Here is a 15,912-nt window from a genome sequence, read left to right on the forward strand (position 1 = left end):
TCCTTTAAGGGTATCAACTCGGGTGGGCAGTTATCGCAGTTGTTCACCCTTTAAGCAATTTGTTGAATATCGTCCTTCACCGGGAAGAGAATGCTCAAATAACGCCGAGACGTTTGAGTTCCCAGAAGCATTTGGCGGTGACAGCCACGTCAACCGATGCGTTGTGGGACTCCTGAAAATCGCAGTTGAAGAGTTTCTGATGGAGTTCGGAGAGTTTCGGCCACTTGTTGCCGTAGGAGTTTTTGATGGCGCAGAAATCGACCGACTCCTGCATGGTACAGATCTTCTTCTTTGCAAGCAGGATGTTCGGCATGCCGAGCCGCAGGAACTCAGCCCCGAGAATCTTTTCGTCAAAGCTCATGTTGTGGGCAACCAGCCACTCCGCCCTTTCGACTTCGGCGTAAAACTCCTCCATCACCCGCTTCAGCTCCAGCCCTTCAGCCAGTGCCTGCGCGGTCGATATCCCGTGAATTGCAGCCGCTTCCGGCGGGATAGAAAACCCTTCAGGCCTGACGATAAAGTTTCCTGAACCGGTTTGATTGCCGACTCCATCAAAAGAGAGATAAGCCAACTGCACCAGCCTCAGCCAGTTACCGAGATCCGTAACCGGAGCCTTCCAGTTTCGCGGCAGACCCGTTGATTCCGTATCAAAAAATAGGTACATGGGTTATTATGTTATCGGTCGTCATAATGGCCGTAAACAGAAAGAAGGTTGACTGTCAGGGTTTCAGCAGGTTTTTGATATCTGATTTGTTGAGCACTGTTGTTTTACCCTCTTCTACCTGCTGAAGAGAGCGCTGTAAATGCTCAACAACCTTGGGATCTGAAAAATAACGGTCGGTATCGCTCATTTTACGGGCAGGGATAATTTCATAGGTTTCGCTCTTTCCGCACTGGATAATTACCCGTTCCTTGTTTGCGATATCCAGGTATTTCCGGAGGTTACGCCGCAACTCTGTAGTACTTATTGCAATCATAATTGTTTCTCTTCAGGTATCACTATAGTGTACAAATTATTAGCAATATAGCCCAATTCCGGATAACTCCCCTCATCCCATGCTGCAACCTGCGTTGATCTTCAAAGCGCCGGATCACGACCCGGCAGGTTTCACTCGCGTAACTGAAAAGAATAAATGTCGTCCCGTAGGATGGTACTCTCCCTCAAGCAGAAAATAAATTATTTACCTCTGTCACTTACGTCCCCCATACTTCAGCATCAATCGATCGGCGTTATGGCTTAACCGGTAACAGATGACGTCTGCCTGAGTCGGATCGATGATAATGCGACATAGTGAAGGAGCTCATCCCTCTCCCCTGCAACGTGTTATTTTCTTGAGAAAGTACGAAACCGGGTCTCGAAACAACGCCCAGAGGCATCAGCAAAAGGGAACATGACAAGCGTTGGTTAACAGAGTAAGGTGCCTCCATCTGCCGGGACTAAAACAATTGCGATAGAGGTGAATGTGTTATATTTACCAATGGATGGTACTTTTCGATTCACAAATTTGACCTCTATGCGATGCAAAATACCATTAAAATCGCGCACCTTTCGCGGGCAGAAAAACTGAGAGTCATGGAAGCCATATGGGAAGATCTGACGCATGAAAAAGAGTCATTAGAATCTCCAGACTGGCACAATCACGCTTTGCGGGAAACTGAACATCGATTGAGCACAGGCCAAGAGCAGATTGTGGAATGGCATCAAGCGAAATCCGAACTTCGAAAAAAATTCGAATGAAAATCAGGGTACTCTCTTCCGCATTGGATGATTTGACGGATGCGCGTTTATTCTACGAAAAACAGGGTGAAGGATTGGGCGAGTACTTCTTCGACTCTCTCTTTTCCGACATTGATTCTTTGACGCTCTACGGTGGTGTTCACCCTCGATTTTTCGGCTATCACAGGATGTTGTCCAAAAGATTTCCTTATGCCATCTATTACAAGCTTGCAGACGATGCAGTTGTAGTCTGGAGAGTTCTTGATTTGCGAGGGAACCCCAAGAAAATCAAGCGATCACTGACACATGGATGAAACAGAGTCAAAAACGTCTCCCGTGCCTCCATCTGCATATGAAAATCGAGAGTAAATACAGTAAATCATGACTATCCCTGAAGTTCCCCAGTGATAACATATTGAACTGCGGTAAACAAGTAGAGTTTGTCGTCTACGTCTCCGAGCTGAGAAAAAGCGGTTATCGGATTGAATGAAATTGAGTTAGCGGGGTAATGAGAAGAAGAGGGGCGAGGAGTTATTATCGTTACTCAACGACGTCCCGGAAGTTAAATGAAGTCAGCCTGCGAATTGAGGTGATTTCGGAGCTCATAGTTGTGCCTGTGCTTCCCCCTGTCAATGCTTCCCCACTGCATTTCTGCACGTCGAGGCATAACTCGGGGTCATGATGGCTGGCTATGCCTTTCATGTAAGTAACTTTCATACTTTACTCATTGCCGGTTTTCATCGGCGCTTTCATGCCGACCCCAAGGATATCCTGAGTCTTGACCCTGTAGGGGTTAACTGGCGTAACTGAGCGGAATGAATTGTCGTCCCTCAAGTCGAAGGAGCGGGGATACCAGCGGAATCTGATATAAGAAAGCTAAGCTAAATCAATACTGTAGTTGGCCAGTTGGAAATCGGGAGTAAATACAGAAAATCATAACCGTCCCCGCGTGCGCTTTGCCAGTTGCCGAGATCCCTCACCGGAGCCGTCCAGTTCCCCGGCAACCCCGTTGACTCCGTATGAAAAACAGGTACGTAAGCTAAAAGTTAAAGAATTACAAGGAAATATTATTGCACCCCATGTAGGCATATACATCAATCAAACTTCTATTTCTCAACTACAACACGTATATTTCTATTCACTGATCAAAACCATCTATTTTACACAGGCGTGAAAAATAATTGATAATAAAGATCACATTGGTCTCTTTTTAGCCTTGATTAGTGGAGATCAAAGGGGATATGATAGTTACCTGTTAATCCTACACTACCATTTGAAGAATTTGTTGTTATAGCTCTTGTCGTTTGCAACTAAGGAATATTTTCATGGTTTTCATGAATAAACAACCCACTTTTAACCATCACATCAAAATCATGAACGCTTCATTCAACCTCCCAGGATCTTCGTACGAAGAAGTTCAGAAAATAATAAAGGGGTACAGCCATTCTCAGGATAATGCATCACTTGATTCGTTGGCTAAACTGATAGGGTTGCATTCAACCATAATTAGTAGCAACAATAAATTCCTAAGCGATATAGGCATTATTTCCGGTGGCATGAAAAAATCTGCCACAGAACTAGGAAAACGCCTAGGAAGAGCACTAGATCATCATCATAATGAAGACATTAGTAAATATTTTGCTGAAGCTGTTCAAACAAATGAAACAGTGTCTGGCCTAATTTCGACTGTACGAATAAAAGGAGGAATGTCTGAGAAAGAATTTTCTGAACATATCCTTTATGTATCCGGTCAAAAAAACAACTCAAGGAATAAAACAGGAGCTCGTTGTGTCGTTGACGTTTTGATTGCTTCCATGTTATTAGAAGAAAAAGACAACAAACTAACCGTGGCAACTCCATTAAACTTATCTGTAAACAATCGGTCGCAATCCGAATCTGAACTTGGTCTACTATCCAATGATATACGGCAAGAAGCCAAAACAGATCCATCTAATATAATGAGTAATGTTGGGATGAATGTCCCTCAGATAGCTATTAATATTCAGCTTCATCTGCCAGAAACAGATAACGGAGAAGTCTATGAAAAACTATTCAAAGCATTACGAGAACAGTTAATTAGTCCAAAGAACTAACATGCAATATTTCGAATGGATAGCAAGGGCTCGAAAAGCAGAACGTAATGCTCATAGCATCCTTTCAGTACATGAGTCCGCCGCTTCGAGAATTGTACTACTAGAAGATTTATTAAAGAAACTATCAGGTGCACCAATTGATGTTCAAGAATACTTCAAAGAATCTATCCGATGTTTGGAATACGGATTATTGAAAGCGGCTATTGTATTCTCTTGGGCAGGTCACTTTGAGGTTTTCTCGGAGTATTTATTCATAAAACATGAGGTTGATATACGAAATCTTAGAAAAAATTGGTCATTCAAAGATTTAATTGAACTTAAAGAACAATATTCGGAGTCCCAGATATTAGATGTCAGTAAAGATGTGGCGTATATCAATCGTGCTCAACTCAGACTACTGCAAGGGCAGTTATCCCAAAGAAATCAATGCGCTCACCCCACGCTCTATAAACCAAGTGTGAACGTAACTATTGGTTATGTAGATGGCATGGTAAGCCAATCATTAAATTACATGAATCCTTAGAAAGGCTCATAGATTAAAGATTTCCCCATAATGTCCTTCAGACATTTATACTTAAACATAGAAACCTAATTCCATTACCAACCCATTATATTTGGTAAAAAGGCGAGCTTAAATGTTTTTTTCCATTAAGTTATGCGATACCGCGCAAACTATTTATCATTAAACTCAATCGGTTTTTCAATGACCTGAACAACAAAATCTTCAGAGACAAATGGTAAATATGTTTTAAATAATTGCTTAATCTTACGACTTTTCACCTCTATCCCATTAGCTTTTAACTGTTCTTTATATTCGTCGACAATATCCAAATATTCAATAAAATAACGTATATTATTAGGCGTAACAATATACAACTGAAGAAATTCATCTATATCCCGAACAAAACGAATGGTGATCGCGATGATTGTAGAAGCATCTTTAAGGGTTATTTTTCTTTCTGAAAAATGCGCCAATGTTTCAGAGATATCAATATTCGCATGATTTGATCTAATTTTATCCTGATTATCAATTAATATTTTTTCTTGGTTGTCACTTAACTTTGCTTTTGATGAGTGATGAACAATCCTGTTTCTCCAATGAATAAGAAGAATTACTATTGGTGCCCAGTAAACCTCTTTTAGTTGTATCTGTTTTGATAGCTTATCAACCTTGTCTGCTGCTTTCTCTTCTTGCATTGCTGCTTTCATAGACGAAGGCGCTGCAGGATGATTTAAAACATATTTAAGATATTGGAGTAGTGCTTCTTCAATAAAAACCAGTGCCGACTCGACTGCAAACTGACGTGCAGTACGAGATGAAGCACAAGGATCTTTTGTATTCCAAGATATCGTAAGGTCATCAGGTTTTTCATATTTTCCTGTTCCTACTCCATGCAGCCCAACACATATAGTATTCATTGAATGAACTGCGCGACCTACGGTTTTAAGAAACTCTGTAAGACCCAAACTTTCCATAATGTAACTTTTGATGTGTCGTGGGGATTCGAACCTCAATTTTCTGCTTTAAATAACTGCTGTAATCGGCAGACGTCTTACCTTTAGACGACGACACACATTGTCTATCGTGAATTGATATTTTTCATAAGAAGCAAATATTAGCCTTAAAGTACAGAGATTTCCTGCGATTTATCAGCAAAAGCCCGAGAAAAGTCTTTTCGTTTTGAAAATATTCGTTAAAAGGGTCTCTTCATAACCGCCAGCTTCATTGACAGTTACCTCAATCACGCCCACTGCATCCGAGCTAAGCGTTCACGCCTCCCCCTGCCATAATTAAAAGCCTGTATCAGAATTGAGCTGATTGGTCATCAAGTCATGGAAGGGATTATGCCTTGAACCGCTCCTCGTTGTGATATCGTAAAAACTCACAATCAGGTAAAAATCGGCGAGGCGGGATTATTTCCCGACCATCGTATTGCAGGAAGTAGGTTTGAATTGATGGGTTTTGTTTCTGCTCTTTGAGTAAGCTGGAAATCCGGATTTTGTACTCTGGCGTTATGGTAATGAGCCCTGATTCAAAGGCTTTGTCGTGCAGGGCATTCATTGCGATGCCGTTCCTCGGGTTGAGCCGGTTCTTTTCGTCACTGCTCCACGGTTTGATATGACCGGCAATAAGCAGTTCACTATTCTGGAGTCCGGTAATGCAGCAGGTGCTTTTGTAGGAGGATAGAACCATACTCCTGAAAAACGACTGATTCACCCTTGCTCGAACAATCCTCTCTCTCTCCTTTCCCTCTTTCGGCAGTTCATCTTCATCAATTGAGTTGATCTTCTCAACCGTAGAATGCTCAAACGATGCCCTGAGTTTTTCACTTTCAAACGGAAGCTCATCCCAGTTCTGGTAAAACTCCTCCCAGATCTCCCTATCCAGCTTACTCCGGTTAGGCGCACCTTTAATCCCTCTTGCTTGTAGAGAGGGATCTAAACTCGAAAAATTCCCCAGCTTGTACGACACCGCACCCGGAGTTCGGCCAATTAATGCTGCCAGCTTGATGATCTCTGGATTATGAGCATGCAGGCGACCAAAGGGGAGCTTACAATAGAGGTTTATTGCAAGAATAAGTTCGTCTCTTGACCAGAGTTTCTCTCCTGCTTTCATGTGGGTGCCGATTATTTAAACACAAGGGAATCACCGAGATAACACACTACCCAAGATAGAACATCCCCGCCATCCAGAAAAACAAATTCCAGGATGTCATTGATTTCGCATAGTTCTAGAGAATAGGAAGTAAAAAGGCACTATTGTTTGCCTTGATAAAGATTGGGTCGAGCACGTCGCTCATATGCCTCAAGCCAAGTTTGTATTCGATCTGGATGTTGGGCAAGATGAGGAGGAAGCATGAACGTTATGGCGCTATTATCAATCCCATTCGGTGCAGTGAGCATAACTACTTTTTTAATCGCAAAAACAATATCGGAGAGATAAAGAAGATCTTCGTCAGACAAACTGGATGAGGCTCTAAACCACCGTTCACTTGTGATAAATTCAACTTCATCAATATCCTCAATCTTCAAGAGCCTATCACTAATCGCTTTATTCCAAAGCCTTGATCCAGGCGTAACCAAATGCCACTGAAGATAAATCTGAATCCCCCATGTAAGTGAAAGATGGGCTATTCGGCTAATATTTTCCCTTATATCCTGTTTAGTTTCCCAGGGAAATCCAATGATAAATGAAAACACGCTGTCTTTTGCAATTCCATACTTATGCACAAGTTTTGCACACTTTTCAATGCTTTCAGGGCTGATATTTTTACCGATACGTAGAAGTGTATCAGGGAGAAACGATTCTGCACCTACGAGTACCCCTTTCGTATATGGAGCAATAGCTTCGAGTAGTTCCTCATTCAATAAGTCCGTCACCCTTGCATCGTAAGTTGCTTGGAAATCAAGACTCCTGTCAGAGATAATTTTAGATATTGCAATTGCGCGAGCATTATCTGATGTAAAGCAATCATCTACGATAGTGAAATAACGGTAGAGTGTTTTAGCCCGAGCTGACTCCAAAAGCTCTATTTTATCAACAAAACGTTCAGGAGACATTGGACGCCAGCTTTTTTTGAAGGGGACCGCACAAAATGCACAGTTTCCAAAACATCCCCTTGAAGACTCAATGGTCAGTGATCGATATTGCTTTTCAGCAAGCCGGTCATATAATGGCAATGGAAGGTCATCAAGTTCCTGAGAGGTAAGCAGTTCAGCTATTTGGTTTTGAATGATGTTCCCACTTGCTGTTTTGATAACCAGGCCAGGAACCCTCTCAAAGCCAGTCCCATCACGAATGGCACTTAATAAGGGGATCAACGTTTTTTCCCCTTCACCGCGTATGATGTAATCAATGGGATATCGCCTGAGAATATCTTCAGCAAACAAGGTTGCATGAATACCACCCAAAACAATGATAACACGTGGGTTTCTTCTCTTTAACCAGCAAGCCAGGAGGGCACATCCCGGCCAGTTTGTTGAGTTTGATGATAGAAAAATTATGTCATAAGCCTCAAGTTCTTCTGCTATTTTTTCCTCAAAAGACGCCCGACAAACCAAATCAACAACAGTAACATCAATGTCGTGACTTTCGAGAACACCAGCGAGAAGATTCGGTCCAAGGTGCGGATTGCTCCGCACCCTGTCTAAATAACCTGGACGCAGAATTTCTCCATCCCACTCAATAATTGGAGTAATAACAAAAGCAATTCTGTATTCTTCGCAGCCCAAAACCTCTATTCTGCTGGTTGTGCTGTAGCCACAACAATAACCGCAGCTATTACTGCAACTGCAGCAGGATTTTTTGTATGAGGAACCATTCCACTGACAAATGCTCCCACGTTTTCCGCATTGAGCTTTTTCACAGTATCAGCGTCAATCTTGATACCCTCTTTCTGAAGAATATCCACATATTCTCGACTGAAACGAGCTCGGAATTTATCATCAAAAACAAGGCTATCAATAAGAGTAGCCATTTGTTTTTTAGTGGTATTAACCTTCACTCCCCCGCGTTCAAATGCGATATGGTCAGTTTCGTTTTGCATAATTCATCCCCTCCTTTGAATAAATGTTGATCCGCTTTATGCACCTTAACCTTTAAAACTTTGCCTGATCATAAAAGCTAACAATCTAGCTCCCAATGACTTTCTCAGACAAATACAAACTTTTGTAGCATAAATTTACTTATTCAATACACTTATTTCAAAATATTTCAACAAAACAAACACACTTTTTGATGTAATAAGGAAAACAAGAAACTGTCACAGGAGAAAGAGAAAATCATGCCAATCCAGGCTTGGCATACATCTATTCAGGGACGTAAGTGACGGAGGTAACGAAACACAGGAAGGACAATCCGGGATGCTCTTCTTCTGCCAACAGCCCGATCTTACGGGGCTGAAGTACCATAAAATGGTTCAGGCTTCAGGAATATGGAACTGAACGGCAGCCTGAAGGAGGGGGCGAGCGGTAATCCGGTAGCGGGAAGCGGGAAGCGGAAAAAGCTCCTGAAACCGCATCATCAATAGCTAATATTCAGGGACGTAAGTGACGGAGGTAACAAAATAACATGGACGGGTTATAACTCAATTCCGGGGCGGTGTGCATTACTGTCAGAAACCGGAGAATCTGAACGGTCAGATGAGCTGTGCAGTGCTTTGCTTCATGCCTTTAAAAATTGATCCACAAGGGCTTGGAGTGCATTTAACCCCGTTATGAAATCCGGTGCTTCTCCTTCCGCAGCATAGGAAACTCCTTTGACGAACAAATCATATTCGCGCGGATATTCCTTATCTGAATTCAGGATGCTCAACATAAGCTGAAATTTCTCAGCCATTGAGTAGGCTGCAAACTCAGGATTTTTTCTCAAACGGCCTTCATCTTCAAGCATCGAGGCCGCAACAAGGTCAACAAAATTTTCATCAAAAAGGGCCAGCTTTTTGAGCAATGCCAGATCATGAATATGCTGTACAAGAGCTCGATCATCATTTTCACTACCGCGGATTCTGGTTGGAATTCGCCATGCAAGCGCACTCAGTTTATCGGCGGCACTTTCAACAGGATCGATTGAAAGAACACTTTCAGCTTCCGGAGGGCTTTTGGTGATGGTATTCACGAAGGAGGAAACGGGAAGCAAAATCCCTTTGCGCTGTGTAGCTTTGACTGATATTTCTATCTGGACATGAGGTCGAATTGCGACAGGGGTAGTAAAATAACTTGGATAGTCGAACTCAATCACGATGAACCGGTTATCATTCAGGGCCGTAATATGATGATTCTCCAGAGGAAAATCGTTCAGGCACAAATGCTGAATCACTTCGTGCTTAAACCTGGATAAAGAGCTGCGGTTTTGCTGATCTTTCAGCGCAATAACCCTGAAATCCACATCTTCAGAAAAACGCTGGATAAGGTTATGTGCTTTTGATAAAAGCAGTTCCTCCCGTAAAGACAAATGCAAACCCCTCCTATTTAAACTCAAACAGAGAGGAAATCACTTGCGTGACAAACCAATCCTTCTCGACAAATGCCGCATCAATTGCTTTGATTTCTGCGACACCTTCAAAAAGCTCCTGTTCAGGCCGCTCGTTCATAGCTGATGTATGCTCCCTGATAGCCAAGCTTTCGACTGACACGGCCCTTTACACCGATTAATCGGCCTGTAGGTACCTGCGTTGTCTTGCCTGCATTATAGTCTTGTTCAAGACGGGATGGCGCAGTCTTGATTCCCAGGCGCGCAAGCGCTTCTTTAGCCAATACCGGTAACGGCGCCACGGGAACGATTATCCCGTTTATGGGTGACGTTTTCGCCTTTGCGTAGACACCATAACCAAGGCGGATCAGACACCCCTTTTTCGTCAAATTTCTGAGCGCCCTTCCCACCTGATCGTAGTCATTACTTAAATCTTTAAAATCATCACGAACAAAAACAGCGCATTTCTTTCTCGCTATTCGTGCCGTAATCCGGGACTCAATACTCCTGTATCTGCTCATTAAAAAATGTACTTTAGATGCACATAAATACGACACCTTACTTATGCAAAAATACGACACTTTAGGTATAACAACAAGCCTTTCTTTTTTTGCCGGTATTCATGCAATATAACGAGATGAAATTGTGGGAAGGCGGTAACGAAACGTATTCATTACTGTCAGAAACCGGCATATCTGATATCTCAGGAAAGCTGTGCTTCAGCCCTTTAAAAATCGAATCGGCTACCTGTGCCGGAAATCCGGCTGGCCATAGCCATTTTAACCCTTTGATAAGAGATTCAAATATAACCCGCAAGGTATATTTCAGGAATATACCCCGAAAGGGATACTGGTATACCATGCCTGTTCGTTTCATTCAGAAGCGAACAGCATCAAGTTCCAAAGAGATCGGAAGCTGAAAAACGGGTCGGCCCGGTTCTCCGGTTCAGAATGAGTAGGTTCCGGCGCTGAAGGGGATATTATTCAAAGGTGATCGGCAGTTCAACCAGAACAGTGGCAAGTGTGTCGGTGGATTCCAAATGGCTGTGGCGGATCTCGCCGAAGCGGATATTCGACATGCTGGAGAAGTCGCGGCTGAAGGCTTCGCGGATATACTGAAGCGAGCTGAACACTTCGTTATCGTTCGTGCCGAGCAGCTTCAGCTCTTTTACGCTGCTGAACGCAGAGAGGCAAGCCTCGACATCCTGCCTTGAGTAGCTGTCGAGAAATTGCAGGACAACGTCCAATGCGGCCCGGCTTTTGCTGTTCATGGAGCTGTCTTGTTTGATTGCTGTGAATTCAGCATGCTCTGACGGAGTTCGAGAAGGGGTTTGTCAGCCCGGTCAACGCGAACGAGTCCCCTGCGCGGAAACTCGATATCAAGAATCACAAATACCGTAAGTGAAACAATCGCAGCAAAGGCTACCGGATGAAACCAGTGACGCCTGTTGTTGACCGACATATTGTAGCCGACGAGCAGGGAGCTGATGAAACTCAATGCAAAAAAGAGCAGCAGAATGACAAACGGCGGATGATCAATGGTGGCAGTGGCTCTGGTGTTTGTAATATCAATCATGTTATTCAACGCTGTAAAGACAAGAATGCCGGAATGCTTCGGAAGATCAGGCCTTTCGCAGGCAGTTATTGACTTCTGCCAGATCTCTTCCTGCAGCGCCGTACTTTTTTCAAGGTTTGCTTTTGTTGTGGCCTCATCTTCCACATTTCTGTAGGCAGAAACCCTGGTGTCGAGGTACCGGCGGAAGAGCTCCCTGACTTCCGGCTGCGTATCGGGTGGGAGCAGTTTTATACGCAGGTATGCAGTGCCAATCGCATTGGCCTCCTCGGTGATCAGGTGGCGGCGATTTTCAAACCGCGACTCGGCCCCGGCAAAGGTAAAGGCAATAATCAGTCCGAGCAGACCGAACACGGCTCCCTCAACCGGGCCAATCCCTTTTGCAAGACCGTCAGGGTTACGCCTGATGGTTCCGAGGCCGATACGACGCCCGAGTTCAACACTGAACAGCATACCGGCAAACAGACCGGCAAACAACAGACAGATGATCAGGGTAAACATATCCGATAGGTTTTTGATTGTTGCCAGCTACTTGCGACGGGCAAAGTCGGCAATCCTGCCTTCAAACTCGGTGAACTTCTTCTGCAGGAGCAGCAGGGCTCGCTCCTTTTCATCCTTTTTCAGAAATGAATAGATGATGCTGTTTGCAGCAAACTGTTTAACCTCGTCATAGGAGTAGCGGTAGCGGCTGGCAAGCAGCACATACTCTTCGGTGAGTGAGTTGCGTGAAACACCGGGATCGTCAGATGAGATCACTACCGGCACTCCGCTCCCTGTGTAGAGCCTGACCGGATGCGCCTCATCCTTTATGCCGAGAATAAACTCATTACTGGTGAGGTTTATCTCGACCGGAATCCGATCCTCCTTCATCCGCATCAGGGTGGAGAGCGCTCCGGTTTCATAGGCAATATCGACTCCATGACCGATCCTGGCGGCTCCGGCTACCGAGACGGCCTCAGCGATATGATATTTCAGCTCTTCCGGCGGGACCATGCCTGATGCCAGCTCTCCGGCATGCATGGAGGTTCTGATATGGGGATACTTCTCTTTAAGATAACGGAACATCTGCATGTGCAGGCGGTAGTCACCGAGAGCAACCGGATCGTTCTCGGCACTGACGATGTTGACACCGACAACCCCGTTAACTTTGTCAGCTTCATAAAATGCGGTATAGAGGCCGGAGAAGAAAACCGAGGGGGGGGAATTCCGGGAAACATAGCTCTGGAACCGGAGGATAAAATTCTCGTCATCAACTCCTTTTCTGCTTGACTCTACAAGTTCACGATACTGATGGACCCTGTCATTGAAAAGGGTATCCCGGGTAACACCAAGCAGGAAGCTGTCAAGCAGGGTGCGGAAATCTTTGTTATCGATGTTGATCACGCCGCTTCTGGCACGGCTGTCAAACACCGGATCGGACTTCTGATAACCGGGAGAGACAAACATGGTTTCGAGGTACTGCACGTTCTCATTTTTCGCCCGTTCCTTGAGCTTCAGGAGCCCCTCGCGGTAGTAGTTCCGGTTACTGTTGAAGATTTTTGAGAAGTAGATGAAGGTATTGAAAAACTGGGCGTCCGGAGGAAGCTGATCATGATAGTGATTGGCATAATCCTTGTCGGACCAGTGCGTGAAGAAGTCACTGGACATCGCCCTGTTGCTCCTCAGGTTTTTAACGGAGACCGTGTCTTTCAGTCTGTCGGTATCCTTTGGAGTTATAACCGAATAGTCACTTTTGCTGATCCAGCAACCCTCCCGCTGTATCCACTCCAGATAGTTCTCCGCGTAGAGTGATCCGGTGAAGTGCTGATGAATATCCCCCCCTTTCGGCATGAGGGTAAAGAAGAGCCGCAGTCCGGCAATATCCGGCTTTGCGGGTGTTATAAGCCTCTGATAGTATGCCCTGGTTGCGCTGTACGGACCTGAATCTTTCGGTCGTGCATGCAGGGTTGCTAATGGGAGAAGAAGCATCCAGAGCATGATCAGGGGAGCTGATTTTCTGTGCATAACCATCAACGTTGTTTGATGATAAAGGGTACTCTGCAAAGCCGGTTACGGTAATTTACATATTATTACTCATCCGACCTGCAGAAGAAATTGCACTCCCCTTCACCCCTGACCACTCAGTCGGTTTCAATCTCCTGCTGAGGTTGCACCCGTTCTGCCTTTCCACTTCCAGTTACGGATCTCCGGCATATCCTCACCGTGCTCATGGATATACTCCTTGTGGGTGATAAGCATATCGCGCACAAACTGCTTTATATAGGCCGCCCTGTCCCGGAGACGGTCAACGCGCTCCACCACGTCGGCAACAAGATGGAAGCGGTCAAGATCGTTCATCACCAGAATATCAAATGGCGTTGTCGTTGTTCCCTCCTCCTTGTAGCCCCTGACATGCAGGTTTTTATGGTTTGTACGGCGGTAGGCCAGCCGGTGAATCAGCCATGGGTAACCGTGGTAGGCAAAAATTATTGGCTTGTCGGTTGTAAAAATATCATCAAAATCCCTGTCACTCAATCCGTGAGGATGCTCTTCACGAGGCTGCAGGGTCATCAGATTAACAACATTGACAACGCGGATTTTGATGTCGGGAATCTTTTCCCGCAAAATATCAACCGCTGCAAGTGTTTCAAGTGTGGGAACATCTCCGGCGCAAGCCATGACCACATCGGGCTCACCGTCGGCTGAATCATTCGAGGCCCACTCCCAGATACTGATGCCGAAGGCACAGTGGCGGACGGCTGCCTCCATGTCAAGCCACTGCCATTCAGGCTGCTTGCCGGCAACAATGACATTGATATAGTTGCGCGACTTCAGGCAGTGATCGGTCACCGAAAGAAGCGTATTGGCATCCGGAGGCAGATAGACCCGGATTACACTCGACTTTTTGTTGACGACATGATCGATAAAGCCGGGATCCTGATGGGAGAATCCGTTATGGTCCTGTCGCCAGACGTGGGAGGTGAGCAGGTAGTTCAGCGAGGCGACAGGCCTGCGCCAGGGAATTTGCGTCGAGGTGATTTTAAGCCATTTAGCATGCTGGTTGAACATGGAGTCGATGATATGAATAAAGGCTTCATAGCATGAAAAAAGCCCGTGCCTGCCGGTCAGAAGGTAGCCCTCAAGCCAGCCCTGGCAGGTATGCTCTGAAAGAATCTCCATCACCCTGCCGTCGGGCGAAAGATGCTCATCATAGGGCAGAATATTCTCCATCCATGATCGGGCGGTGACCTGAAAAAGTGCATCAAGGCGGTTTGAAGCGGTTTCATCAGGACCGAATACCCGGAAATTCCTGGAAGATTCATTCAGTTTCATGATATCACGCAAAAAGGCACCCATCACCATGGTCGCTTCGGCCCTGACCGAACCGGGTGAGGGCACGGCAACACCGTACTCACGGAAATCCGGCAGCCGCAGCGACTTCAGGAGCAGCCCTCCGTTTGCATGGGGATTGTCACCCATACGCTTCTTCCCTTTCGGAACAAGCGCCATCAGTTCCGGCTGGGGAGCACCGGAAGGGGTAAAGAGCTCTTCGGGACGGTAGCTGCGCATCCACTCCTCAAGCAGGCGGAGGTGTGCAGGATTTTCCCGAACCGCTGTAACGGGAAGCTGATGGGAGCGCCAGAAATCCTCGACTTTCAGGCCGTCAACCTCTTTCGGGCCTGTCCATCCTTTCGGCGTGCGCAATACTATCATAGGCCAGCATGGCCGTTCATGCAGTCCCTGCTTGCGGGCAGCGTACTGAATTTCGGCTATTTCGTCAAGGCAGATGTCAAGTACCGAAGCCATCTTCTGATGCATCGGCTCAGCCTCTGATCCTTCAACAAAATAGGGTTTGTAACCATACCCGGTCAGGAGGCTTTCCAGCTCATCGTGCGGTATGCGGGCGAGCAGTGAGGGGTTGGCAATTTTATAGCCGTTCAGATGCAGAATCGGCAGCACCGCGCCATCCCGGGCGGGATTGAGGAATTTGCTGGAGTGCCACGATGCTGCAAGAGGGCCAGTTTCAGCTTCTCCGTCACCGATAACACAGGCTGCAACAAGGTCGGGATTATCAAAAACCGCACCGAAAGCATGTGAGAGCGAGTAGCCGAGCTCACCCCCTTCATGAATGGAGCCGGGCGTTTCAGGCGCAACATGGCTTGGAATTCCTCCTGGAAATGAAAACTGCCTGAAGAGGTTTTTCATTCCTGCCTCATCCTGCGAAATGTTGGGATAGTATTCGCTGTAGGTCCCCTCAAGCCAGACATTGGCCACAACAGCAGGACCCCCGTGACCAGGCCCGGAAATGTAGATGATATCGAGGTTGCGCTGAAGAATCGCCCTATTGAGATGCACGTAAATAAAATTCTGGCCCGGTGTTGTGCCCCAGTGACCCAGCAGACGGGGCTTGATATGTTCGGGCTTCAATGGCTGCAGGAGCAGCGGATTATCGAGCAGGTAGATCTGCCCCACCGCAAGATAGTTCGCTGCCCTCCAGCAGGCGTGAATGGCATGAAGCCCGGTTTGGGTGAGCGGTGCTGCAAAAACCTCTTCCTGTGTCTGGTTGCTCATCATCGTAT

General features: G+C 45.8%; 16 protein-coding genes. 4 read left to right on the forward strand and 12 right to left on the reverse strand.

Going from position 1 to position 15,912, the window contains the following annotated elements; genetic code table 11:
• Nucleotides 1–94: 94 nt before the first annotated feature.
• Both CFERDRAFT_RS06145 and CFERDRAFT_RS06150 read right to left on the reverse strand, forming a co-directional pair.
• Nucleotides 95–664, reverse strand: a complete 570-nt coding sequence (locus CFERDRAFT_RS06145) for a 3'-5' exonuclease (protein ID WP_006366356.1) — start codon at nucleotides 662–664, stop codon at nucleotides 95–97.
• 55 nt (nucleotides 665–719) lie between these two features.
• Nucleotides 720–977, reverse strand: coding sequence for a type II toxin-antitoxin system Phd/YefM family antitoxin (locus tag CFERDRAFT_RS06150; protein ID WP_006366395.1), 258 nt, complete (start codon nucleotides 975–977; stop codon nucleotides 720–722).
• Nucleotides 978–1,573: 596 nt separating this feature from the next.
• Between CFERDRAFT_RS06150 and CFERDRAFT_RS06155 the strand changes: the two genes are divergently transcribed.
• The 4 genes from CFERDRAFT_RS06155 to CFERDRAFT_RS06170 all read left to right on the forward strand — a co-directional run bounded on the left by CFERDRAFT_RS06155 (nucleotide 1,574) and on the right by CFERDRAFT_RS06170 (nucleotide 4,333).
• The gene (locus CFERDRAFT_RS06155) at nucleotides 1,574–1,738 is read left to right on the forward strand and encodes an addiction module protein (protein WP_232209769.1); all 165 of its coding nucleotides are present in this window, start codon (nucleotides 1,574–1,576) and stop codon (nucleotides 1,736–1,738) included.
• Nucleotides 1,735–2,031: a type II toxin-antitoxin system RelE/ParE family toxin gene (locus CFERDRAFT_RS06160; protein ID WP_040433319.1), complete on the forward strand. Its 297-nt coding sequence runs from the start codon at nucleotides 1,735–1,737 to the stop codon at nucleotides 2,029–2,031. The genes CFERDRAFT_RS06155 and CFERDRAFT_RS06160 overlap by 4 nt, the downstream gene beginning before the upstream one ends.
• A 1,059-nt stretch (nucleotides 2,032–3,090) precedes the next feature.
• Nucleotides 3,091–3,810, forward strand: a complete 720-nt coding sequence (locus tag CFERDRAFT_RS06165) for a hypothetical protein (protein WP_040433321.1) — start codon at nucleotides 3,091–3,093, stop codon at nucleotides 3,808–3,810.
• Between the two features lies 1 nt (nucleotide 3,811).
• Nucleotides 3,812–4,333, forward strand: coding sequence for a hypothetical protein (locus CFERDRAFT_RS06170; protein ID WP_040433323.1), 522 nt, complete (start codon nucleotides 3,812–3,814; stop codon nucleotides 4,331–4,333).
• A gap of 149 nt (nucleotides 4,334–4,482) precedes the next feature.
• Here CFERDRAFT_RS06170 and CFERDRAFT_RS06175 read toward each other — a convergent pair whose 3' ends face one another.
• The 10 genes from CFERDRAFT_RS06175 to CFERDRAFT_RS06225 all read right to left on the reverse strand — a co-directional run bounded on the left by CFERDRAFT_RS06175 (nucleotide 4,483) and on the right by CFERDRAFT_RS06225 (nucleotide 15,904).
• Nucleotides 4,483–5,286 carry a hypothetical protein gene (locus tag CFERDRAFT_RS06175; RefSeq protein ID WP_040433325.1) on the reverse strand — a complete coding sequence of 268 codons (804 nt, stop codon included), beginning with the start codon at nucleotides 5,284–5,286 and terminating at the stop codon, nucleotides 4,483–4,485.
• A 367-nt stretch (nucleotides 5,287–5,653) separates the two neighbouring features.
• Nucleotides 5,654–6,427: an HNH endonuclease gene (locus tag CFERDRAFT_RS06180; protein ID WP_006366357.1), complete on the reverse strand. Its 774-nt coding sequence runs from the start codon at nucleotides 6,425–6,427 to the stop codon at nucleotides 5,654–5,656.
• Between the two features lie 140 nt (nucleotides 6,428–6,567).
• Nucleotides 6,568–8,043, reverse strand: a complete 1,476-nt coding sequence (locus CFERDRAFT_RS06185; protein WP_006366399.1) for a B12-binding domain-containing radical SAM protein — start codon at nucleotides 8,041–8,043, stop codon at nucleotides 6,568–6,570.
• Between the two features lie 5 nt (nucleotides 8,044–8,048).
• Nucleotides 8,049–8,357 carry a hypothetical protein gene (locus CFERDRAFT_RS06190; RefSeq protein WP_006366400.1) on the reverse strand — a complete coding sequence of 103 codons (309 nt, stop codon included), beginning with the start codon at nucleotides 8,355–8,357 and terminating at the stop codon, nucleotides 8,049–8,051.
• 617 nt (nucleotides 8,358–8,974) lie between these two features.
• Complete coding sequence (locus CFERDRAFT_RS06195) at nucleotides 8,975–9,769, reverse strand: nucleotidyl transferase AbiEii/AbiGii toxin family protein (protein WP_198002403.1); 795 nt, start codon at nucleotides 9,767–9,769, stop codon at nucleotides 8,975–8,977.
• A 116-nt stretch (nucleotides 9,770–9,885) separates the two neighbouring features.
• Nucleotides 9,886–10,302: a DUF6088 family protein gene (locus tag CFERDRAFT_RS06200; RefSeq protein ID WP_040433327.1), complete on the reverse strand. Its 417-nt coding sequence runs from the start codon at nucleotides 10,300–10,302 to the stop codon at nucleotides 9,886–9,888.
• A 458-nt stretch (nucleotides 10,303–10,760) separates the two neighbouring features.
• Nucleotides 10,761–11,051: a nuclear transport factor 2 family protein gene (locus CFERDRAFT_RS06210; protein ID WP_006366359.1), complete on the reverse strand. Its 291-nt coding sequence runs from the start codon at nucleotides 11,049–11,051 to the stop codon at nucleotides 10,761–10,763.
• On the reverse strand, nucleotides 11,048–11,854 hold the full coding sequence (locus CFERDRAFT_RS06215; RefSeq protein ID WP_006366360.1) for a bestrophin-like domain: 807 nt from the start codon (nucleotides 11,852–11,854) through the stop codon (nucleotides 11,048–11,050). Before CFERDRAFT_RS06215 ends, CFERDRAFT_RS06210 begins: the two co-directional genes overlap by 4 nt.
• 27 nt (nucleotides 11,855–11,881) lie before the next feature.
• Nucleotides 11,882–13,357 (reverse strand): amidohydrolase family protein, encoded by a 1,476-nt coding sequence (locus CFERDRAFT_RS06220; protein ID WP_040433350.1) that lies wholly within the window; start codon nucleotides 13,355–13,357, stop codon nucleotides 11,882–11,884.
• A gap of 126 nt (nucleotides 13,358–13,483) precedes the next feature.
• A complete protein-coding gene (locus tag CFERDRAFT_RS06225; RefSeq protein WP_156778016.1) occupies nucleotides 13,484–15,904 on the reverse strand; it encodes a phosphoketolase family protein in 2,421 nt (806 codons plus the stop codon).
• Nucleotides 15,905–15,912: the final 8 nt, after the last annotated feature.

Origin of the sequence: Chlorobium ferrooxidans DSM 13031 (genome assembly GCF_000168715.1) — a bacterium.
In the GTDB taxonomy this organism is placed as follows: domain Bacteria; phylum Bacteroidota; class Chlorobiia; order Chlorobiales; family Chlorobiaceae; genus Chlorobium; species Chlorobium ferrooxidans.